This is a genomic window from Dehalococcoidia bacterium (assembly GCA_028711995.1).
In the GTDB taxonomy this organism is placed as follows: domain Bacteria; phylum Chloroflexota; class Dehalococcoidia; order SZUA-161; family SpSt-899; genus JAQTRE01.
In genome coordinates this window covers 1-22,769 of the sequence record JAQTRE010000026.1, presented here as the reverse complement: position 1 = coordinate 22,769, position 22,769 = coordinate 1, and the positions used below count along the sequence as shown (strand labels likewise).

General features: G+C 53.6%; 20 protein-coding genes. 9 read left to right on the top strand and 11 right to left on the bottom strand.

Translation table 11 applies throughout. The features are described from left to right. Nucleotides 1-16 precede the first annotated feature (16 nt). Nucleotides 17-700 (bottom strand): hypothetical protein, encoded by a 684-nt coding sequence (locus tag PHV74_05840; GenBank protein ID MDD5093886.1) that lies wholly within the window; start codon nucleotides 698-700, stop codon nucleotides 17-19. Nucleotides 701-887: 187 nt separating this feature from the next. Here PHV74_05840 and PHV74_05835 point away from each other — a divergent pair, with 187 nt between their 5' ends. After that, a complete protein-coding gene (locus PHV74_05835; protein MDD5093885.1) occupies nucleotides 888-2,903 on the top strand; it encodes an ABC-F family ATP-binding cassette domain-containing protein in 2,016 nt (671 codons plus the stop codon). 68 nt (nucleotides 2,904-2,971) lie between these two features. Here PHV74_05835 and PHV74_05830 read toward each other — a convergent pair whose 3' ends face one another. Beyond that, the gene (locus PHV74_05830; GenBank protein MDD5093884.1) at nucleotides 2,972-3,691 is read right to left on the bottom strand and encodes a hypothetical protein; all 720 of its coding nucleotides are present in this window, start codon (nucleotides 3,689-3,691) and stop codon (nucleotides 2,972-2,974) included. Between the two features lie 408 nt (nucleotides 3,692-4,099). Between PHV74_05830 and PHV74_05825 the strand changes: the two genes are divergently transcribed. The 8 genes from PHV74_05825 to PHV74_05790 all read left to right on the top strand — a co-directional run bounded on the left by PHV74_05825 (nucleotide 4,100) and on the right by PHV74_05790 (nucleotide 15,196). Continuing rightward, nucleotides 4,100-4,807 carry a response regulator transcription factor gene (locus PHV74_05825; protein ID MDD5093883.1) on the top strand — a complete coding sequence of 236 codons (708 nt, stop codon included), beginning with the start codon at nucleotides 4,100-4,102 and terminating at the stop codon, nucleotides 4,805-4,807. A gap of 541 nt (nucleotides 4,808-5,348) precedes the next feature. Continuing rightward, on the top strand, nucleotides 5,349-7,010 hold the full coding sequence (gene ilvD, locus PHV74_05820) for a dihydroxy-acid dehydratase (protein MDD5093882.1): 1,662 nt from the start codon (nucleotides 5,349-5,351) through the stop codon (nucleotides 7,008-7,010). A 79-nt stretch (nucleotides 7,011-7,089) separates the two neighbouring features. Beyond that, nucleotides 7,090-8,799 carry a biosynthetic-type acetolactate synthase large subunit gene (gene ilvB, locus PHV74_05815; protein ID MDD5093881.1) on the top strand — a complete coding sequence of 570 codons (1,710 nt, stop codon included), beginning with the start codon at nucleotides 7,090-7,092 and terminating at the stop codon, nucleotides 8,797-8,799. Nucleotides 8,800-8,843: 44 nt separating this feature from the next. Beyond that, nucleotides 8,844-9,368: an acetolactate synthase small subunit gene (gene ilvN / locus PHV74_05810; protein MDD5093880.1), complete on the top strand. Its 525-nt coding sequence runs from the start codon at nucleotides 8,844-8,846 to the stop codon at nucleotides 9,366-9,368. Nucleotides 9,369-9,512: 144 nt separating this feature from the next. Beyond that, entirely contained in the window at nucleotides 9,513-10,502 is a 990-nt protein-coding gene (gene ilvC, locus PHV74_05805) for a ketol-acid reductoisomerase (GenBank protein ID MDD5093879.1), read from the top strand. Between the two features lie 285 nt (nucleotides 10,503-10,787). After that, a complete protein-coding gene (locus tag PHV74_05800) occupies nucleotides 10,788-12,293 on the top strand; it encodes a 2-isopropylmalate synthase (protein ID MDD5093878.1) in 1,506 nt (501 codons plus the stop codon). Between the two features lie 238 nt (nucleotides 12,294-12,531). Continuing rightward, nucleotides 12,532-13,788 carry a 3-isopropylmalate dehydratase large subunit gene (gene leuC / locus PHV74_05795; GenBank protein MDD5093877.1) on the top strand — a complete coding sequence of 419 codons (1,257 nt, stop codon included), beginning with the start codon at nucleotides 12,532-12,534 and terminating at the stop codon, nucleotides 13,786-13,788. Nucleotides 13,789-14,227: 439 nt separating this feature from the next. Then, nucleotides 14,228-15,196 carry a hypothetical protein gene (locus PHV74_05790; protein MDD5093876.1) on the top strand — a complete coding sequence of 323 codons (969 nt, stop codon included), beginning with the start codon at nucleotides 14,228-14,230 and terminating at the stop codon, nucleotides 15,194-15,196. 75 nt (nucleotides 15,197-15,271) lie between these two features. Here PHV74_05790 and raiA read toward each other — a convergent pair whose 3' ends face one another. From raiA to PHV74_05745, 9 genes are all read right to left on the bottom strand, one after another. Then, nucleotides 15,272-15,814, bottom strand: a complete 543-nt coding sequence (gene raiA, locus PHV74_05785) for a ribosome-associated translation inhibitor RaiA (protein MDD5093875.1) — start codon at nucleotides 15,812-15,814, stop codon at nucleotides 15,272-15,274. 15 nt (nucleotides 15,815-15,829) lie between these two features. Beyond that, on the bottom strand, nucleotides 15,830-16,522 hold the full coding sequence (locus PHV74_05780) for a ComF family protein (GenBank protein MDD5093874.1): 693 nt from the start codon (nucleotides 16,520-16,522) through the stop codon (nucleotides 15,830-15,832). 8 nt (nucleotides 16,523-16,530) lie between these two features. Beyond that, nucleotides 16,531-17,457, bottom strand: a complete 927-nt coding sequence (locus PHV74_05775; GenBank protein ID MDD5093873.1) for a dihydroorotate dehydrogenase — start codon at nucleotides 17,455-17,457, stop codon at nucleotides 16,531-16,533. Nucleotides 17,458-17,511: 54 nt separating this feature from the next. Continuing rightward, on the bottom strand, nucleotides 17,512-18,381 hold the full coding sequence (locus PHV74_05770) for a TIM barrel protein (protein MDD5093872.1): 870 nt from the start codon (nucleotides 18,379-18,381) through the stop codon (nucleotides 17,512-17,514). A gap of 6 nt (nucleotides 18,382-18,387) precedes the next feature. Further along, nucleotides 18,388-19,404, bottom strand: a complete 1,017-nt coding sequence (aroF, locus tag PHV74_05765; GenBank protein MDD5093871.1) for a 3-deoxy-7-phosphoheptulonate synthase — start codon at nucleotides 19,402-19,404, stop codon at nucleotides 18,388-18,390. A gap of 7 nt (nucleotides 19,405-19,411) precedes the next feature. Next, nucleotides 19,412-19,786, bottom strand: coding sequence for a chorismate mutase (aroH, locus tag PHV74_05760; protein ID MDD5093870.1), 375 nt, complete (start codon nucleotides 19,784-19,786; stop codon nucleotides 19,412-19,414). 153 nt (nucleotides 19,787-19,939) lie between these two features. Then, nucleotides 19,940-21,199: a CoA transferase gene (locus PHV74_05755; GenBank protein MDD5093869.1), complete on the bottom strand. Its 1,260-nt coding sequence runs from the start codon at nucleotides 21,197-21,199 to the stop codon at nucleotides 19,940-19,942. Nucleotides 21,200-21,215: 16 nt separating this feature from the next. Continuing rightward, the gene (locus PHV74_05750; protein MDD5093868.1) at nucleotides 21,216-21,440 is read right to left on the bottom strand and encodes a hypothetical protein; all 225 of its coding nucleotides are present in this window, start codon (nucleotides 21,438-21,440) and stop codon (nucleotides 21,216-21,218) included. Beyond that, a complete protein-coding gene (locus tag PHV74_05745; protein MDD5093867.1) occupies nucleotides 21,437-22,621 on the bottom strand; it encodes an ATP-binding protein in 1,185 nt (394 codons plus the stop codon). Before PHV74_05745 ends, PHV74_05750 begins: the two co-directional genes overlap by 4 nt. Nucleotides 22,622-22,769: the final 148 nt, after the last annotated feature.

The following is a 22,769-nucleotide window of genomic DNA, read 5'->3' as shown; positions in this document are numbered from 1 at the left end:
GGCGAAGCATTCCCCCCTACATCATCCGGGCAACTGCTCGAGGCAGCACCTCTCCTATCGCCTCTCCGAATCTGAGGTGGGCAAGCCGGTCCAGCGGAGTTTCCCCTTGGTTGATGATTACCAGCCTGGCGCCTGATCTCAGTGCTATCTTGGGCATATCCGCCGCCGGAGTGACAACCAGGCTGGAGCCGATCACCACAAAAAGGTCACTTTGCTCCGAATGCCGGTATGCTTCGGACAGGGCCTTTTGGGGCAGTGGCTGGCCAAAGTCGACCACGCTGGAGACCAATATCCCCTCACATAGAGGGCAGGTGATCATGTCGTTAAAGTTGTCCATGAGGAAATCGCACCGGGTGCACCTTTGCCGGGTAATGTTGCCGTGCAACTCGGCCAGCAAGTCGGGATTGACCCCCGATTTCAGATGAAGGTTATCCACATTCTGGGTGATGAGGAATCCCAGCTTTCCCAGCCGCTGGAGTTCGACGATTGCCCGGTGGGCCGCATTGGGTTCAGCCAGTGCAAAATCGATTTGTTCAGCGATGAGCCCGCTGGCTCGGCGAGTCCAGATGCCGTCCGGACCACGGAAGTCCGCCAGGCCGGATTCGGTGCTGATCCCGGCTCCGGTGAAAATCACCAGATGGTTTGCTTTGGATAGCCAGTCGGCGAGTGTTTTGATTCTCTGATCTAAATCGGCTGCCACTAGGTACCTCACGAATCATAGAGGGGTCTGAAAAAGCCTGACTCAACCCCCTAACCCCCACTCGTTGGGGGAACTTTTGCATCTGGGGGATACCCCCAGACCCCCGGAAGGAGGAATCCTTCATCTCTTTTTCAGTACCCTGATAGGAGGGTGGTGCAATGCGCCCCTACCCATATCTTTGCGCCTATTGTATGATGATTCAGGGCGAACGTCAATCGTCATGCTGACCATCTCCAATCTATCCAAATCCTATGGGCAAAGGGATATTTTCAGTGGCGTCACCGTGACTGTGGGTGCGCGAGACAGGATTGCTATCATCGGGCCGAATGGTTCGGGCAAAACCACGCTGCTGGAGATCATCGCCGGGAATATGAGCCCCGATTCGGGGAGTATCGCTGTACGCAAAGGTACCACCATTGGTTATTTGGAGCAGGATGTTATGCCGTTTTCCAAGAGGCGGCTGCTGGACGAGGTTACCAGGGCCTCAACCCGAATAACCGGTCTGGCACACCGGATTCAGCTTTTGCAGGAAGAGCTGGCCGAGTCCTCCGGCGAAGATACCGCCAAACTGCTGCGTGAACTGGGCGAACTCCAGCATCAATTCGAGGCGGCTGATGGTTACAACGCCGAATACGAGGCCAGAATTATCCTCTCCGGGCTGGGATTTGCCGAGTCGGACTGGAGCCGCTCTCTGGGTGAGTTCAGCGGCGGATGGCTGATGCGCGCGGCGCTGGCCAAACTTCTTCTCCTCAATCCCGATGTATTGCTTCTGGATGAACCGACCAATCACCTGGACCTGGAGTCTTGCATCTGGTTTGAAGAATACCTCAGAGAATACCGGGGTGCAGTTCTGGTGACCTCGCATGATCGGGCCTTCCTCAATCGAGTGGTGAGCCGGGTGATTGCCATCGAACCGACCGGGGTGATTTTGCACAAGGGCAATTACGATAGCTTTGTCCAGACACGTCAGAAGAGCCTTGAAGTCCAGGACGCTACTGCGAAAAAACAAGAGCTTAAGATAAAGAAGGAGATGGAGTTTATTGAAACCTTCCGCGCCGATAAAAGAAGGGCGGGGCAGGTCCAGAGCCGGATCAAGCGGCTGGAAAAGGTGGAGCGGATTGTGGCGCCCAGGACGACCCGTAAAGTCAAATTCTCTTTCCCGGAGCCCGCACGCAGTGGCGAAGAGGTCATTGTCCTTGATCACATCTTGAAGTCGTATGGTGCGAATGTGGTTTACCGCGATCTCAGTCTGGTGGTGAATCGAGGGGATCGCGTTGCTCTGGTGGGGCCTAACGGTGCGGGGAAGACGACTTTACTCAGAATGATGGCTGGCGTGTTGCCCTTTGACGGGGGCACGCGCAAGTTGGGGCATAATGTGGGGCTGGCTTACTATGGCCAGTTTCAGGTTGAACTGCTCAATCCGGAAAATACCGTCCTGGCCGAATTGAGGGGCGTGGCATTGGATGAGACCGAGCAAAAACTGCGGGGGATACTGGGGGCTTTCCTTTTCAGCGGCGATGATGTCGATAAGCGAGTATCGGTTCTTTCTGGTGGGGAGAGTAGCCGGTTGGCGATTGCCAAGATGCTTCTCGGGGTCCCCAATTTCCTGCTCATGGATGAGCCTACCAACCACCTCGATATTCCATCACGGGAGGTGCTCATCGACGCCCTCGAAGCCTATTCCGGAACCTTATGTTTTATTACGCATGATCGCACGCTGATTCGGCAGATCGCCAACAGGATCGTTGAGGTCAAGGGCGGCGCTGTAAGTGTTTTTCCCGGAGACTACGATAGCTATCTCCACTGGAAGGAGTTTTCCGAAAATGGAGTTTCGGAAGTGGCTGATGATTCGAAAACAGATGCTGCCATGGAGCGCTCTGCTCGAGACAGGCTTCGTGAGCGCAAGCGGATCGAAGGAGAGCTGCGCAACGAATACTATCGCCAGAGCTCCTCGGTCAAGAAGCGGATTGATGGGATCGAAACGCAGATTTCAGATCTCGAAGCTCAGCTCCGTCAGGTGGAGGTTCTGCTGGCCAGTCCGGAGCATTATTCCGATGGCGCTCAAGTTGTCGAAACAATCAGAAAGCATCGCAATTTGAAAGATTCCATTGCTTCTCTGACCGCGGAATGGGAAAGGCTCTCAGTTGAAGCTGAGAGCCTTTCCCAGGTGTTTGAGGAAGCCAAAGAGAATCTCGAAGCATAAACGAAAGCACCCCACCGCTGGCGGTGGGGTGCTTTTCTTAACTCCAACGAGAGATGTCAATCAGTACATTAGGGTATCATTTTGGTGGACATTTCGGGGAATGGTGTCCCGGCCTTTTGCACAAAAGTGTCGTATGCTTTTCCCGGCTGTAGTGCGGATAGCGGGGCAATCACCGGGCTCTGATACAAAGATGTCTGGTTGTTCTGGATATTAAAGCTGATCACAAAGAGGACGGTGTCCTTATCACCACTGAGGGCTGTTGAGACTGTGGGGGTTGTGGGGGACATCCAGACCACCTGATTCCATCCCTTGTAAAGCGGTATGGACCATGCTGGAGTGACGTCCTTGGTGGTGTATACCCAGTAAACACCACCAAGTGTGAGGGTTTGCAGGGAGGTAACTCCCGGTCCATTGTATGCTTGCCACTGACCGCCAACGTTTCCGAACACCACCACTAGGTTTGGCAATTCTGACGCCAGCGCCACTTCCACTGCATACGGGTTCTGAGTGGGTGTAGGTGTCGGTGTCATTGTTGCCGTCACCGTCGGTGTGGGTGTTGGAGTGGGCGTTGGAGTCGGTGTCGGTGTGGGTGTCGGTGTGGGTGTCGGAGTAGGCGTGGGTGTTGGTGTCGGTGATGCAGTTACAACTGGTGAAGGACTCGGAGTCGATTTCTCATCATCCGATCCGCCGCAACCATAGAGAGCAGATACAAGAGAAACCATTATGGTTATTGCTGCTACAATTGAGACTAATAGTGTATATCGATGCCGGCTTCTTCTCTTTTGCATGTCTTCACCTCTCCTCGGGCAGATTTGGGAGTCCATGGGAACGGAGTGCGGGTCGCGAATTGAACTCTAAACTCGCCTTCTGACCTATGACTCTCACTGATGATCATTGTAGCAATTTATCGTTTGGCATGCAATTAAAATTGGCCACTTCGGATTTCGGATATTGAAGTTTGGAGCCGCCAAATCCATGGAGTCAAAAACCCTGGAAAATCCCCAAACCGCACTCCTTTCCCTACCTGTTTGGGTCCCCGCCTATTGTGTCCCGGAAAACGTTTATGCAACGTTTATGTCAAGGCCCTTGGTTTTTATGCGGACTTTATCATTTTGGTGGTACGATGGTACTGTTTTCCCCCGTAAATCTGAAAAACAGAGTTGCTGCCAGTACTTAGACAACAGAGGAGGAACATCGTGAATAGGATTAAAGTACGGATAGAAGAAGAACAGGAAATACTGAGGGAGGCGTACAAGACTGTTCTTTCACAGGAGCCTTCTATTGAACTTGTTGGATGTGGGGATGGGGCCCATATCACCAAGGGAGATGTGAAGGGTACTGAGGCGGTGTTGCTCCAGACAAATCCTGACATTTTGGTCATAGGAACCAAGTTGGTTCAGTCTAACACCATCTCAGGTTTGGAAACAATCCGCAGAGACTTTTCCCAAATTGGTATTGTTCTCCTTTCCGCACATTTCGATGCCGAAAGTATCGGCAAGTTGAAGGGATTTGCCAGAAACAGCAAGAGGGGAGCCTATCTGCTCAAGGCTTCGATCAGCACTGGAAGAGAACTGATTCGGGCGATTCATGATGTGTCTGAGGGACGGGTTATTGTTGACCCTCAGGTTTTCGCCGGGTTGATCCAGGACAGCGATATATCGAACTCAAATATTGCAGGTCTCACCGCCAGAGAATTAGAGGTGCTGGGCTGGCTGGCCATGGGATATCGAAATTCAGCTATTGCTCAGGTCCTTTGTCTGGAACCGAAAACTGTGGAACGCCACATCAGCAATATTTTCAGCAAATTGAGTAATGGCGATGCTGAAGTCAAGCATCCCCGAGTTGATGCGGTTCTTGCCTATTTCAGGGCGACCGGTCAGCTTCAACTCAGTGCCTGTAACTAGTATCTTGTACCATCAGTAATGGCTGATAGTATTGGGCGGCTTAGTGGTTACGAACTCCCCCAGATCCCCCTCTTTCGTAAAGAGGGGAGAGCGGCAAAGCCGCAGGGGGCGTTTGATGACCGAACAGTCACTCGCCCAATCTGTTACGAAAAGCGTAGTGTTACTATGTGCTAGCATAGAAAGCCATAGGGAACCATCCTGTCCCCCGAATGACACCGGGGGGTGCTTTTAACATTGGAGTAAACGAAGAAGGGCCTCATCGGAAGAGAGGGTATGTGTGTGGCGGTCTCGCAAGACCGCCACACACATACCCTCTCTCTTTTTTCTATTGATCGGATGGCAGGGGGTGCGGCAGATGATTTCCCTACTCTGGTTGGGTGAAGGTAACAGAAGTGAACAGGGAGATTCAGGGCACAATCCTTCCTTGACACAGAATAACGGCTATGCTATGGTCTATCCACGTATGATCGATAGGATTTTATCGCAATCCGCTCCCTCCGGGGCGGTTTTTTGATTCAAAATCTCGCGGAGAAGCATTATCATGAGAAGCGATGTCGTCAAGAAAGGTATCGAAAGAGCGCCGCACCGGACTCTCCTGAGAGCATTGGGATGTGGTGAAAAAGAGTTGGGGCAACCCTTCATTGGCGTGGTGAACAGCTTTAGCGAAATCATCCCCGGCCATATTCATCTCAGGACGATCGCTGAAGCGGTAAAGCAAGGGGTATACAGCGCCGGAGGAACGCCGTTTGAGTTCAATACCATCGGGATTTGCGATGGTATTGCCATGAATCATGCCGGGATGAGGTATAGCCTTCCCAGCCGTGAGCTCATTGCCGACTCGGTGGAGGTGGTTGTCCAGGCACATGCTTTTGATGGGTTGGTCTTCATTCCAAACTGCGATAAGGTCATTCCCGGGATGTTGATGGCGGCAGTGCGGCTCAACATCCCTTCTGTTTTTGTCAGCGGCGGGCCCATGATGGCTGGAAGGGCGGAGCCAGATAGGTTCATCGATTTGAACGCCATGTTCGAATCCGTAGGCAAGGTGGCCACCGGTCAGATGAGTGAGGAAGAGCTGCTGGCACTGGAAAAAGTCGCTTGCCCGGGTTGCGGCAGCTGTGCAGGCATGTTCACGGCAAACACCATGAACTGCTTGACCGAAGCTATCGGTATGGGGCTTGGAGGGAACGGCACGATTCCTGCCGTTGATTCTCGGCGAATTGTCCTGGCCCGCGAAGCGGGAAGAAAAGTGCTGGAACTTCTGGAGAAGAACATCCGCCCGCTGGATATCATCACGCCAGATGCGATGCATAACGCTTTCACAGTGGATACTGCGATGGGTGGCAGCAGCAACTCTGTTTTACACCTGATGGCCATCGCTTCCGAGGCAAAGGTGAAATTCTCGCTGGAGCAGATCAATCAGATCAGCCAGAGCACTCCTCATATCGCCAAGATGAGCCCATCGGGAACTCACCATATCGAAGACTTGGATTTTGCCGGTGGCATTTGGGGGCTGATGAAGGAGCTCAAAGATTTGCTGAGGCTCGAAGCCAAAACAGTCACCGGGAAATCGGTCAAACAGAATATTGCCAAAGCGGTGATAAGGGATCGCAACGTCATCCGAACCCGCAAGAATCCCTATTCAGAGCGGGGAGGGCTTACCATTCTCTTTGGCAACCTGGCTCCGGATGGTGCCGTGGTGAAAAGAGCAGCTGTTGCTCCCGAGATGATGGTGCACAAAGGTCCGGCCCGAATCTTCAACTCTGAGAGCGAGGCTACCAAGGGAATCATGAGTGGCTCAATCAAGCCGGGCGATGTTGTCGTTATTCGATATGAGGGGCCTAAAGGGGGGCCCGGGATGCCGGAGATGCTGACCCCAACCTCTCTGATCACCGGAATGGGGCTGGGCGAAAAGGTGGCACTGATCACTGATGGGCGCTTCTCAGGGGCCACGAGGGGAGCTTCTATCGGTCATGTTTCGCCTGAGGCCGCTGAAGGCGGTCCCATCGCTGCCCTGCGAGAAGGTGATATTATAGAGATAGATATCCCGAACTGCAAACTGAATGTCAAGCTGAGCCAGTCCGAAATCAAGAGTCGCCTGACGAAGCTGCCGGTATTTCAGCCGAAGATCACCAGCGGCTATCTCGGTCGGTACATCGAGAAGGTTACTTCGGCAAGCACAGGAGCGGTGTTCAAGGAGAGTTGATAGAATAGATTGGATCGGAGATTGATGTGCTTCAGTTATATTCAAACTCCGCCGAGGTTGTCTGATTAGGAGAAAGTTCATGAAAATGACCGGTGCCCAGATATTATGCGAATCGCTGGTGAGGGAAGGCGTGGAGGTAGTCTTTGGTTTCCCCGGTGGAGCGGTATTACCTTTATATGATACTTTGCCTCAATATCCTCAGCTGCGCCACATTCTGGTGCGCCATGAACAGGGAGCAGCCCATGCCGCTGATGGCTACGCACGGGTAACGGGCAAGGTGGGGGTTTGCTTTGCCACCTCCGGTCCGGGAGCCACCAACCTGGTGACCGGGATTGCCAACGCCCATCTGGACTCGATACCCATGGTGGCGATAACCGGCCAGGTAGCGCGCCAGTATATCGGCAAGGATGGTTTTCAAGAGGTGGATATCATCGGTATCACGGTGCCGATCACCAAACATAACTCGATGGTATACAAGGCAGACGATCTGGCCAAGGCGGTCAAAGAGGCGTTTCATATTGCCAGGACGGGCAGGCCCGGCCCGGTGCTCATCGATATTCCCAAAGACGTGTTTGAAGAGCAAGCCAATTTCAACTATCCGGCCCAGGTCAATCTGACTGGCTATCACCCTGTGATGGAGGCAGATCCTTTGCAGCTGGAGAAGGCTGCAAAGCTCATCAATGAAGCCAAGCGTCCGGTGATCATCGCCGGGCATGGCGTGATTATTTCCGGAGCCTATAAGGATCTCAGGGAGTTGGCAGAGAAGTCTCAGATACCGGTGGTCAATACGCTTCTGGGTATCGGATGCTTCCCGGAAAGCCACGTCCTTAGCTTTGGTATGCTGGGAATGCACGGGATGGCCTATGCCAATATGGCTGTAGATGCTTCCGACCTGATCATTGCCATCGGAATGAGATTCGATGACAGGGCGACCTCCAATGTGTCCGGATTTGCCAGGGGGGCCTATGTTATCCACATTGACATCGATCCGGCTGAGATCGGCAAAAACCTGAAGGTCACTGTTCCTGTGGTGGGAGACGCACAAGCCGTACTTGAGGAACTGAACAAGAAAGTTGAATCTCAGAGCCGTATCGATTGGGTTCAGCAGATCGAGCAGTGGCGGCAGCTATATCCTACCACCCGAGTAAGGGAAACCGAAGACCTGCTTCCCCAATATGTGATCCGCCAGATCTATGAGGTGACCGAGGGAAAGGCCACTATCGTCACCGGGGTGGGCCAGCATCAAATGTGGTCTGCACATCATTATTGGTATGATAAGCCCAATAGCTTTGTCTCTTCCGGAGGTCTCGGGACGATGGGGTTTGAGCTTCCCGCGGCTATTGGTGCCAAGGTGGGCCTTCCGGATGATATTGTGTGGGCCATTTGCGGCGATGGCGGGTTCCAGATGACGATTCAGGAGCTGGGCACGATGGTTCAGGACAACATCGGCGTTAAAATTGCCATCATGAACAACGGCTATCTGGGCATGGTGCGGCAGTGGCAGGAGTTGTTCTATAAAGGTCGCTATGTGGCTACACCGCTCTCCAACCCGGATTTCATCAAGGTCGCCGAGGCTTACGGCATACCGGCCGTGCGAGTGGAAAGTAAAATGGAGGTCATTCCAGCCATCAAAACAGCCATCGATACGCCGGGCCCGTTCCTCATCGACTTCAGAATCGAACCTGAGGAGAATGTCTATCCCATGGTTGCGCCAGGCACTAATATAGGAGAGATTATTAAAGACCCGAAATGTGATGATATTGCGTTGCCGGGCAAGCAGCGACTTTAGCATGGGTTGGGGCTTGTGCCTTTCATAATTGGAGGACCGAGATAATGGCTGCAATCAAACATACCCTGAGCGCATTGGTCGAAGATAAGCCGGGTGTCCTGAATCGGGTATCCAGCCTGATCCTTCGGCGAGGGTTTAATATTATGAGCATTGCCGTGGGACGCTCGGAGATTCCCGGCCTCTCCCGGATGGTCATTGTTGTTGATGGAACAAACACCGCAGTGGATCAGGTGAGAAAACAGCTGGTGAAAATCGTCAGGGTGGTGAAGGTGACCGATATCAGCGATGAGAGTATTGTTTCCCGAGAATTGGCATTGATAAAGGTGAAGTCGACCCCTGAAACGCAAAGCGAGATCATCCAGATCGCCACCGATGTTTTTCGGGCCCATGTGGTTGACATAAACCCGGAATCCATCATGGTAGAGGTCTCCGGCGATGATGACAAGGTGAATTCCCTTATTGAGCTTTTCCGGGGTTTTGGCATTATCGAGGTGGCTCGCACGGGTCTTATTGCCATCACCAGAGGGACTCTCGGACCGCTCTGGAGGCAAGAGTCAGAACAATCCTGAAGGTTGTCAGAATTGAGGGTGATGAGCAGGGATATTCCCCTGCCGGGGTTAGGGATAAAGAGGAAGAAAACGGAATCCCGCTTTCGAGGGGTCTGTTTTTGTCCGATTTTAATACAAGGGATTAAATCATAATTAGGAGGAGATATGGCTACAATTTATTACGAGAAGGATGCAGATCTCAGTTTGCTCAAAGGAAAAACCATTGGCATCATCGGATTTGGCAGCCAGGGACATGCGCATGCCCAGAATCTGAAGGATAGCGGCTGCAAAGTGATGGTTGCCGAGGTTCCCGAGAGCGAACCGTGGAAGCGGGCAAAAGCGGCAAAGATCAAGGTCGGAACTGCTGATGAGGTATCCGCCGCATCGGATATTATCATGATGCTTGTCCCCGATACTTTGCAGGCCAAAATTTACCACGAGTCGGTAGAGAAGAATCTCACCGCGGGCAAGATGCTCATGTTCGCTCATGGGTTCAATATCCATTTCAATCAGATTGTGCCTCCGGCCGATGTCGATGTTACCATGATTGCCCCCAAGGGACCGGGCACCATGGTGCGGCAGCTTTACGTCGAAAAAGTGGGTATTCCGGCGCTCTTAGCCGTTTACCAGGATGCCTCCGGTAAGGCCAGGGAATTGGCGCTGGCTTATGCCGCCGGAATAGGCTCTGCCCGGGCGGGCGTGCTGGAGACGACATTTGCTGAGGAAACCGAGACCGATCTTTTCGGCGAGCAGGCTGTCCTCTGCGGCGGCGTTTCCGCCCTGATCAAGGCTGGCTTTGAGACGCTGGTTGATGCAGGTTATCAGCCGGAGATCGCCTACTTTGAAGTTTGCCATGAGATGAAGCTCATCGTCGATCTTATTCACAGGGGCGGGCTCAAAGAGATGCGCCGGGTAATCAGCAATACCGCAGAATACGGCGATTACACCCGTGGCCCTCGCGTGATCAACGAAGAGTCTCGTGAGGAGATGTGGAATATCCTTGAAGAGATTCAGGACGGCACCTTTGCCCGCCAGTGGATTCTGGAAAACCAGGCCGGATGTCCGGGATTCACCGCTATGCGTCGAATGGAGGCCGAGCATGAGATCGAGGAAGTGGGAGCTGAACTTCGCTCCATGATGCCCTGGCTGAAGTAAGTTGTCAGTGGTCAGTAGGGGCGATCCTTGGCTCGCCCACACCGGAGGCAAAAGAAGACGTGGATTCCGGATCAGGTCCGGAATGACACTTGTGCAGAGGGTGAAGGGACACTTCCCTTCCGGGGTTTGGGGGTGTTCCCCAAGTTTGTTCTTCTTCCCCCTCTCCCGTAAACGGGGGAGGGGGACCGAGGGGGTGAGGGAGAATTCCCCCAATCTTGGGGGCAAAAGGGTTGTATAGAGCCTCTTTAATTTCCTGCAATGAGCTAGGAGAAGAACATGATGGATATGGATAAGGTCTATATCTTCGATACCACATTGAGGGACGGAGAACAATCGGCGGGAGCAGCGCTGACCGCCGATGAAAAAGTGGAGATTGCCAAACAACTGGACAGGCTCGGTGTGGATATCATCGAAGCCGGTTTTCCGGTCAGCTCCAAAGGCGAACTGGAAGCAGTGCGGCGCATTGCCAGCCAGGTGCAGCGGCCGATCATCTGTGGTTTGGCCCATGCTCAACCGGACGCTGTGGATGCGGCTTGGGAGGCCGTCAAAGATGCCCTGCATCCCAGAATTCACGTTTTTCTCTCTAGCTCCGATATCCATATCTTCCACCAGCTCAAGAAGGATCGAGAACGCATCCTGCAGTCTTCTCGCGATATGGTAGCCCGGGCCAAGGGGTATCTCGACGATGTGGAGTTTTCCCCGATGGATGCCACACGCACCAATCCGGAATACCTCTATCAAATCCTGGAAGCGGTGATCAATGCCGGCGCCACTACGGTGAATATCCCGGATACTGTCGGCTATACTATCCCGCAGGAGTTCTGCAAGCTGATCGACGGCATTTTCAAGAATGTGCCCAATATCAAGCGGGCCCGAGTCAGTGTTCATTGCCATAATGACCTTGGCCTTTCCGTAGCTAACAGCCTGGCGGTGCTGGATCATGGAGTGCGTCAGATCGAGTGCACGGTCAATGGGATCGGCGAGCGGGCCGGGAACGCTTCGATGGAAGAGATCGTTATGGCTATCAAGACCCGGCAGGACTTGTTGCACTATGCCACGAGCATCGATACCACACAAATCTATAGGACCAGCCGTCTGGTGAGCGAACGCACCGGGATGTATGTCCAGCCCAACAAGGCTATCGTGGGATCGAACGCCTTTCGCCATGAATCCGGCATTCATCAGGATGGCGTCATCAAGGAGCGGACTACCTACGAGATCATGGACCCGACTTCCATCGGTCTCTCCGGCACCACACTTTCTCTGGGGAAACTCAGCGGACGTCATGCTTTTAGAAAACGTCTGGAGGAGTTGCATTATACTCTGAGCGATGATGATGTCAACCGGGCATTCATTGCCTTCAAGGAACTGGCGGATAAGAAGCGGGAGATCACGGAACGCGATCTTGAGGCGCTTGTGGCCGAGGAACTGCGCACTGTCTCCGAGAAATATCATCTGGAGCAGGTGCAGGTTTCCTGTGGCGAGCCGAGCATTCCTACTGCCACTGTCAAGTTGACCAATCCCAATGGCCAGATAGTGACCACAGCGGCTACGGGGACAGGCCCGGTCGATGCAGTTTATGTGGCCATCAACCAACTGGTGAAAGTTCCGGTTAAGTTGATCGAATTCAGTGTCAAATCGGTCACAGCAGGCATCGATGCGCTCGGCGAAGTTACGGTGAGGATCGAACACGATGGCACGGTATACACTGGAAGGGGAGCTCACACGGATATCATTGTTGCCAGCGCCCGAGCCTATCTGAATGCCCTGAACCGGCTGCTGTCGGCTTAGACTGGTTGTATGTAACCCAGTTTAGTTGTCAGAAGGGGCGATTCTTGTGCTCGTCCTGTTGATAGAGAGTGCAGAGATACTTCTCTGCCGGGGGTTTGGGGAGCCTGTCCTGAGCTTGTCGAAGGGTGTCCCCCAAATTCAAAAGATTCCCCCAACGATTGGGGGCCAGGGGGTTGAGTCAGACTATTTCAACACGCTGTTGAGGGGAAACTTGTCCCTGAAATGAAGGTGAAAGCAAATGACCATCGCTGAAAAGATACTTGCTGTCCACACGAATAAAAAGACGGTATCACCCGGCGAACTCATCAATGTGCGGGTGGACCTTGTGTTATCCAACGACATTACTGCGCCCATCGCAATCAAAGAGTTCAAGCGCATCGGAGTGGAGAAGGTCTTCGATCCCACGAAAGTGGTGATGATACCTGACCACTTTGTTCCTAACAAGGATATTCCTTCGGCAGAACAGGCCAAAATGATGCGCGAATTTGCTCTGGCGCAAGGGGTCGTCTATTTTGAAGTCGGGGAGATGGGAATCGAACACGTAATCCTGCCGGAAAAGGGGCTGGTGGTTCCCGGCGATGTTGTGGTCGGCGCTGATTCCCACACCTGCACTTATGGCGCGCTAGGAGCCTTTGCTACCGGTATGGGTTCCACTGATATTGCTGCCGCCATGGCAACCGGCGAAATATGGATGAAGGTGCCGGCGACTATCAAGTTCGTTTATCACGGTAAACTGCAAAAGTGGGTTGGAGGCAAAGACCTCATTCTGCACACCATTGGCGATATCGGAGTGGATGGGGCGCTTTATAAGGCAATGGAATTTGCTGGCGAGGCGATTGATTCCCTTCCGATGGATGGGCGCTTCAGCATGGCTAACATGGCGATCGAGGCTGGCGGCAAGGCGGGTCTTTTCCGGGTGGATCAAAAGACTTTGGAGTATGTCAAAGCGAGGGCTAGTCGTCCCTTCACCGCTTACAATCCTGACCCCGATGCCCGATATGCGAAGGTGATCGAATACGATGCCTCCAAGATCGAGCCTCAGGTGTCTTTCCCGCATTTGCCTTCCAATACCAAACCTATCAGCAAGGTGGGCAACGTGCCCATCGACCAGGTAGTGATCGGGAGCTGCACCAACGGCAGGCTCGATGACCTCATCGTCGCTGGCGAGATTCTGAAGGGCAGAAAGGTAGCCAAAAATGTACGCTGCATCATCATTCCCGGCTCTCAGCTGATTTATCTGGAAGCCCTCAAAATGGGACTCATTGAAGACTTCATCAAGGCCGGAGCGGCAGTGAGTACTCCCACCTGCGGGCCCTGCCTGGGCGGATATATGGGTATTCTGGCGGCTGGTGAGCGCTGCATTTCTACTACCAATCGCAACTTTGTGGGCCGGATGGGAAGCCCCAAGTCGGAGGTCTATCTGGCTGGTCCGGCGGTGGCCGCCGCCAGCGCCATCCTGGGCAGGATCGGCGGACCTTCCGAGGTGGTCAGGTAAAACCCACCCTCGTATTGTTACCACAATCGCGTCGCAAATATCCAGCACGCCGCTGTCATTCTCGCGAAGGCGGGAATCCAGATGGAAAACGATGGATTCCGGATCAAGTCCGGAATGACAAAACAGGGGAAAGCCGTTGTTGAAACACTACACGTGCTGGCTTCCCTCCCACTGAATCAATCTGTAGTGCCTCTCTGTTCGGCGATACATCAATCTGAGTCGTTCTCCAGACTTTCCTCAAAATGCAAGAGAGCTATCTGCAATTGCCATTATTCTTATGCTATACTAATCACCAAACCGGACGGGGCTTAACAAGATAGGGCCTCGTCTATCGGCCCTCCAGCACTTAGTTTCCACAACAGCTCTTCAGCGGCTGATCCAAATGGGTAGAGGGATGTTGACCATGATTTCCTAAATCAATGTGAAGAGGGAGGCTCCGATGAAGCTCGCATTGAAGAAGTACTCCTATCGTCTGGGAGAAGAACTCCTCAAAAAGTACGGGGCGGTTGTGGGGGAGGTTGAAGGTGCGCTTCTGCAGCCTGCCAGCGATGTGCTCCCGCTTTCGGGTGACGAGTATGCTGAAATGGTGAGAGACGACCTCTTGCGGAAGGGATGGGAGAGCGAGCCTGCTGGTTGGGATGGAAAAGAACTCGTCCCTCTGATGGATTTCCGCAAAGAGAGGGTCGGTTTCCTCCTTGGCTTTGAATCAACCTCTTCTCCGGAGAACATGGTGGGATTTGAAACGGCCCGGAAGTCTCCGGAAACCGAAATCGATATTGGAATCTATGCCACGACAACGGTCAAGAGCCAGCGGTATTTTCAGGAAGCATCCGGCAAATCATGGGCCGGGCCTAACTTCGATACGGCGATCAAAGGCTTGAAGAATATCGCCCAGTCCATGCTGGTGCCGGTATGTATTGAAGGGGTCGGCTTATGGAAAGCCCAGATCAAAGGGATCGATTTGAATACAACTTCCGCTTCCAAAATCAAGGGGCTGGCCCTCTCATTTCTGGAATCCGAGTACGGAGTGCCGATAGTTAAGCACGTTCTTGTCCAGGGCAAGACCAGAGTTCTGGAGTTTGATGGCATAACACGTGTCAAGGAGAGGGACGTGCTTCTTGCGCTGGAGATGAACAGCGAGGTTGATGCCTTGACGTCATGGATCGAGTGGGACCGTGTTCCGTCACTTCTCGATCAGGCTTACGAATACCGGGAGATTTCAGGACGTGACATTTGCGTGCGGTTTGTCTTGCTGGGAGATTTTGGCAGTGCATTCATGCAAGAGGCATTTGGAAGCTCAGGAAGCGTATCCCGGCTATCGCCTGGGGTCCCAATTGAGTGCGAGCTGTATCCGTTGAGTGAGATCGAAAGATACCTGAAGGCAAGTCTGACATCTTCGGCCAATTAGCGGCGTTGATATTTCGTTGCAGTTCTGACCTCTTCGCGTGGCGGGTGGTGCCATGGGCACCACCCGCCACATTCTCTAGTCGAATTCAGGTTCGATCAAACCATAGGCCCCGTCTTTGCGGCGATACACCACATTGATTTGATCGTTGTTACGGCTGAAAAAGACAAAGAAGTCGTGTCCCAGCAATTCCATTTGATCGATTGCTTCCTCGGGCGACATCGGCCTGATCGGAAAACGTTTCACTTTTATGGGCGTGCTTTCCTTATCGAAAGTCTCATCAACCTCCACGGTCTCTTTTTGGGATGCAGGCTGTGACTTTCTGTTTTGAAGGTGTCCCCTGTATCGATCGATTTGGTGTTCGACCACATCCGTAGCAGCATCAGCGGCAGAAAAAATATCCGGCCCTCGCTTTTCACCTCTGATATAGGTGCCCTGGCAGTTGATGGTCATTTCCACCACATACTGGTTCTCTTTTGATCGTGTTTTCTCTTCCGATACTTCCACCTTGATCTCAGTGATGGTTTTCAGATGGCGATCAAATCGATTGGTCTTCTTGGTGATGTAATCCCTGGCGTTTTCCGGAACCTCGATGTTTTTACCTCTGATAACTAGATTCACGTCATCCTCCGATCTTCAGCATTCTCTGGAAAAGGTCAATCCCCAAACAGAGGCTGCTCCAGCCTCTTTCAGAGCCACGGCGCAGGCATTTAAGGTGGCACCGGTAGTACATACATCGTCTACAAGAAGCACCCGTTTACTTGAGAGAGACTTGTCTTTACATATGAAGGCTTCTTGGACATTCTTGCGGCGAGCCTCGGCTCCCAGGGAAACCTGAGAAGGGGTGTTTCTCCGGCGTGCGAGTGTTTCCTGAGAAGCCGGCAATTGGATGGTCTGGCTGAGCTCCCTTACTATCAAATCGGCCTGGTTATAACCACGCTGGCGTGTTCTCTTGGGGTGCGTCGGCACGGCCGTCAAGACATCAACAGGCAGGGGGTTGGACTTCAAATATTTAGCCATAACCCCGGCTATGGGTCGGGCCAAGACTTTCTGATTTTTGTATTTAAGGTGATGAACGGCTTGGCGCGCCAGTCCCGTATGAAGAAAAGGCGAACGAATCCCATCGATAGCGGGAGACCAGTTGCGGCAGTTCTGACACAGCTTTCCATCCGATGTGGGAACTCCGCAGCGTTGGCAAAACGGCGGTTCCAGGGCAGGAAGAGCCTCACTGCAAGGCGCGCACAAAAACCCTCCTTCCTTGCCGCAGCCAATGCATCGCGGAGGGAAGATCAGATCGAGAAACGCCTCTTTCAGTTCTGCAGGTTTCATGTGTAATGTCATATCGATTTGTACCCGCTGTTTGCTGCGCCGATGAGCTCCTGAAGATCGGTCAATCCGGCTTTTCCCATGAAGTGCTCAATCCCTTCTGCAATCCCGGTCAGTATCCGGGGATCGACAAAGGTGGCTGTTCCCACCTGAACCGCGCTGGCGCCAGCCATAATGAATTCGAGTGCATCGCCAGCAGAGGCGATTCCACCGCATCCGATGATGGGCACCTTCACTGCTTGAGCCACTCTATAGACCAGATGAAGCGCCAGAGGCTTGATTGCCGGTCCGGAAAGCCCTCCGGCGATATTCCCCAGCACGGGTCGACGACTGGATATATTAATGGCCATGCCCTTGAAGGTATTGGCAACGGTCAGAGAATCGGCACCGGCGTCCACAACGGCGCGAGCAATCGGGACGATATCCGTCACATTCGGGGTCAGCTTGACGATAATCGGCAGGGTGGTTCGATTTCTAACAGCGGAAGTTACTGCGGCCGCCATTCCGGAATCGGTCCCAAATGCCATTCCACCAGCTGCCACGTTAGGACAACTGATGTTCACCTCGATTCCGCTGATTCCAGGCACACTCTCCAGCATTCCTGCCAACTCGGCATACTCTTCGATGCTATCCCCGGCGATGTTGACGATCACCGGAACCTGCCATTGAGCCCACAGAGGTGCTTTCTGCCGTATCAGGGCTTTCACCCCGATGTTCTCCAGCCCGATTGAATTGAGCAATCCGGAGGCAGTTTCCACCAGCCGCGGCTGGGGATTTCCCTGGCGAGGCCGGAGCGTTATCCCCTTGGAGACGATGGCGCCCAGCTTTTGGATATCGATCAGCTCCGCGTATTCGGTCCCATATCCAAAAGTGCCGGAAGCGGCGATCACTGGATTGGCCAGAAGCAAGCCTCGTTTGTTTTTCGGTGCCAGCTGCACGGAAAGATTCAAAGTTTTAACACCTCTGTCGGCATTCTATCTCGCAAACTGTTGCTACAGCGTCTGGTAGGTTGCCTGCAAGAGAGAGGCATCTCCTTCAAGATTGGGGCTTTCACAAATGACCATCCCTTTGGCCTCATGATCTTTGAGAGCCTGGAGAAGCTCTACATACTGGAAATCCGATTCCCCCAGGTTCAGGTGCTTTCTCTCCCCTTTATCGCCATACTCAATCCCCGATATGTGAAGATGTAAATTATCCAGCCCTTTTCTGCCCAGCTTTTCCCCAACTTGGTACAAAACCTGAGAGAATTCCTTGTGTGAGTTGAAATTTCCCGTTCGAGCGTGCAGATGGGCAAAATCGATGCAGGGCGCTACGCCTTCCACTTCTGTGCTCAACCGGAGTATCTCATTCAAAGTGCCGAACTGGGAGGCTTTTCCCATGACCTCTGGTCGAATCCAGACCCGCTTTTTCTCTTTGTCCAGTTGGTCCACGATCTCGATGAGGTGCCGCTTCACTTTGTCATAGACTTCTTCCAGAGGGGTTTTCATATAGAAAGCGGCGTGGAACACCACCCCATCCGCACCGAATGCCGAGGCTACCCGAGCCGTCTGGAGAATTCGCTCTTTGCTGGCAAGGACCTTCTCCTCCTCAGGTGAATTGAGATTGATGTAATAGGGGCAATGTGCAGTGAGCCTTATCCCCCGGTTTCGGGCAGCCGCGCCGATTGCCAGGGCCGTCTTCTCTCCCATATTGACCCCTTGCACAAACTCCATTTCCATGCATCCGAGTCCAAGCCCGTGAATACGTGTAATACCAGCCTGTGCCGTATGCGGAGAATTAGTGCTATGCGGAATCCCTGCCGTGCCGAACACCAAACCCTTCTTTGTATCGATGATCTCCCCACGCTTTTTGGTTATCGGCATGGATTGTTATCCGGCCTTTCTACCCACTGAGGATGCTATCGGAACTAGCTTGGAAGTCAGCATCTCGAAGTTCTCGAAGGTGAGCGACTGCGGCCCATCCTTCAGCGCTTTATCCGGATTGGGATGAACCTCAACGATAATGCCGTCTGCTCCTGAAGCGATAGAAGCCAGAGCCATTGGGGTAACCAGGTCCCATTTCCCGGTGCCGTGGCTGGGATCGGCAATGATCGGCAGATGACTGAGTTTCTTGATAATCGGGATGGCGCTGATGTCCATCGTGTTTCGGGTGTAAGTCTCGAAGGTTCGGATCCCCCGTTCGCAGAGCATCACCTGGCGATTTCCGTGGGAGAGAATATATTCCGCCGAAAGGAGCCATTCCTGAATGGTGGCCGACATTCCCCGTTTGAGCATCACCGGCTTCTTGATTTGGCCCACTTCATCCAGGAGGATGAAATTCTGCATGTTGCGTGCACCGATCTGAAGAATATCGGCATAGCGGGAAACCAGCTCAACATCACGGGGCGTGAGCACTTCGGTGATGATCGGTAAACCCGTTTCGGCGCGAGCCTCTGCCAGGAGTTTTAGGCCTTCTTCCCCCAAACCGCGGAAGCTATAGGGTGAAGTGCTCGGCTTGAAAGCCCCGCCGCGCAGGATTTGAGCTCCGGCCTTTTTTACTGCCCGGGCGGTGGCCATGATCTGCTCCTCGCTTTCCACTGCACAGGGGCCAGCCATGATGACGATAGAATTTCCCCCGATGATTACCCCGCCGACGTTGATGGTGGTATCGGCAGGATTGAATTCGCGGCTTGCCAGCTTATAAGGCTTGCTGATGGGGATCACATCCTCGACGCCGGGAAGCACCACCAGAATATCACGGAATTCCGGATGGGTCTGGCCCACCACTCCAATGACAGTACGATCCACCCCGCGAGATACATGCCCGGCTAGGCCTTCTTTGCTCAGCCGGTCCAGCAGGCCTTGTAAGTCTTCTTCCCGGGCCGTTTTCCCTAAAACCACCAACATGTTTCCATCACCTCGTTTCGTTCCTGGAAAAATTGCTTCTCAGATTCTCCGCTCCCTTCAGATAGATGTGTGCCATCTCGGCGGCGGATTTCTCAGTGTTGTAAAGGATCAGGATGCGGATGCACTTTTCCAGGCTGCCGGGTACGCTCATCTCATGTCCGCAGAGAAGTGCCGTATTCGTCCATCCGATCTCACGGGCCGCCACGGCTGGAAATTCGGCATTCAGATCCGTGGTGGTGGTGAAATAGGCATAAGCCACTTCTTCCACTTTGATCTGGTTAGCCTCGATGAGATTCTGCAACAACTCCCTCGTTGCATGGAGTATCTCTTCCCTGGTGTTGTTTTGAGCAGTGGTTGCCCCACGGATACCGCGACAGCGCATGTTTTTTATTTCCCTTGATTTCCATGGTAGCATTTCAAGGGAACCTTGGCAACCGGCACCTCTGGCCGTTCACTCAAGGGCCTCCCATTGCTTCAGTGATCACTGTATCACTAAGGAAGGGTCTTGTCATGAGCAGATAGGCTTAAATATTTTCTACCGGGTTGGGAATCTGGCCGTAACCCCTTCTGCTTCCAGTTTCGCAATCTCTTCCGATGACATTCCCAGCAGGTCGCCGAAAACATAGTTGTTATGCTGGGCAAAGCATGGGGCAGGCATTCTGATATGGAGGGGAGACCGGCTGAACTTCCAGGGCATGCCGGGATTCGGATGGATGCCTGCTTCGGGATGGGCCATCTTCTCGAAGGAGCCTCTTGCCTGGAGGTGTGGGTTGCTTGTGAGTTCCCCGGCACCGCATACCATCCCTGCGCGCACGCCTGCCCGTTGCAGAATATTCATAGCTTCTTCAGGTTCGTATTCAAGCGTCCAGCACTCGATCAGTCTTTCCAACTCCTCCCGTCCTTCTTCCAAAATGGACAAATCTGGGAGATTTGGCGGATGGCCGATGATGCTCCAAAGCGATTTCCATTCCTGCTTGGAGCAGATCGAAATAGCTATCCACGCATCGTCGCCGCGGCAGCGATAGCAACCCTGAAACGCCTTCGGGCAGTCCTGATTTCCCTTCCGCACTGGAGCTCTGTGGTTCATCGAGGAATTGATAATCTGCTCTCCAAGGAGTGATGTTAGACTTTCCCGGAGCGAGAGATCGATGTGCTGGCCCTTTCCCGTTCGTCGGCGCTGCCGTAGCGCTGCCAGGATAGCGAAGGCAGCGTGAAGTCCGGCGTTGGCGTCGGCATAGGCAATTCCGGGCCCAAGCGGCTGTCCATCTTCATAGCCAGTGATCTCGGAGAGCCCGGACATTGCTTCAATTCCTCGCCCGAAGCTGACATAATCGCGATAGGGGCCGGTCTGCCCGTAACCGGAGATCGAGGCCATGATGATTTTGGGATTGATCTGGCTCAACACCGGGTAGTCCAATTCGAAATTGGCCATCACCCGCGGGCTGAAGTTCTCGATCACCCCGTCGCTGACCTTTACCAGCCTCTTGAAAACCTCTCGCCCTTGCTCTTTAGACAGATCGAGGCTGACGGCGAGCTTGTTGCGGTTGAGCTCGTTATAGTAGGCCGAGCGATTGTAAGGCTTTTTGCCGGGATCGCCATCTGGGTAAATCGCCCCTGGTTGAGGATTTTGCCCTCCCCGCCCGGACCGCACCGCCGATTCCACCCGGATTACTTCTGCACCCATATCCGCCAGTATCCGGGCAGCATAAGGCCCGGCGTAGACCTGGCCCAGATCAATGACGCGCAAACCATGGAGAGGGGTCCTCTTTGTTTGACTAGCTCTTTTGCCGTTCATTTTAACGTTTATAACGTCACTCCGGTGAAGGCAGGAGTCCATCTTCAAGTTTTCGTTCTCTGGCCTGGATTCCGGCGTGCGCCGGAATGACGGAATTCATCTCCTTAAATGATGCCCTTCGCCTTGAGCGATTCGATTTACTGCAAACAATATCCCAGAAGATCGTCGTAAACATGCTCGTCTCATATTTCGGGTACGGCTTAAGGCCTGTGCTGAGCGGAGTCGAAGTACCGTCAGTCATCGCGCGCCTCCTTCTGGTTTTTGGAGGGCGATCCAGGCGCGGCCTTTATCCGTAAGGCGGTATTTCTGGTTCTTACTGCGAGGGCTTTCCGGCAAGCTCATTTCCAGTAAATTCAGAGCAATCAGGTTTTTCAGGCCGCGCTTGAAGTTACCAGTACGTGCGGGGTAACCCAAGGCAGTTAAAAGCTCTGGTGTGCTCTGCGGCGCCGCAAGACAAGCGGTCATGATCCGGCGTTCCGACAAGCTGACTTGATCATGGGCCTCATCATGGGCCTCATCATGGGCCTCGACTTGTTCGGTTGCCACTGGCTTGGGTCGCCAGAGTGTCTGGATAAACTGACCGCCTTCCTGATGGAATTGGGGCGAGGGCAAGCCCGCTTGTTGGCAGCGAGCGATCATATCAAGAATGCCGCTGCCGGCCTTCTCGGCGTAGCGCGCCAGAAACAAGGGCTCGGCAATGAGCGGATTGCGAGGGATGGAGGCGTGGGGCAAGCGCAATTGTTCAAGGGTCAGCGGAGGTGGAAGTTCGCCGGGGTTCCAGACCTCAAGCCGGTCGGCGAAGAGCATGACCTGCACGCTGGCATTGCTGGTGTAGTCGCGGTGAGCAACGGCGTTGACGATGGCTTCGGCCACGGCTTCGCGAGGCAGTTCGTATTCAACAGGCGCTTGCGGGCCGAGGGCGCGGGTGCCGACGGCGCGATCAATCTTGGACATGACGAAGTCCACGGCCTGATCCACGAGTTCGAAGACCGTGCCCCGGTAAATCTGATAGGAGGGAATGGGTTTGCCGACTTCCGTGCCGTGGAAACGCATGCACTTGACCTCGGAGGTGAGCAGGAATTTCTGGGGCTGGCGGGCGAAAAGCAGAACGGCGGCATGGCTGGGCTGCCCGGCATCGAGAAGGTTGAGGTGCGCCAGGGCCTCGGAAGGCGGCGCATCTTCGCGCAAGGGATATTGACGCTCGCGGCGGGTCAGTCCGAGAAACCATTTCAACTTATCTTCCGCGATATCGGCAAGGGTGGCATCGGGACAGGCGGCGGCGTCGAATGGCTTGGTGCGGAGCCGTCCGGTACGCTCCAGATGTTCTACCAGACTGGCATAGAGCGCGGCGTTGAGATCGGAGATGTCATTGAACCGGCGGCGAATGAGTTGGCTTCCGGCCTTGCGGATAAGGTCGGCCATTTTAGGATGGCGTCCGGCATCTTTGGTTCTGCTCGGTTTTGGTTGACATGTTTTTTCACAGCCTCTATACTCACAATCAGGATAGAGACGATGCCTTAGAATTGCTACAGTCGTCCTTTTAAGCCAATGAAGCGGATGATACTGGGTT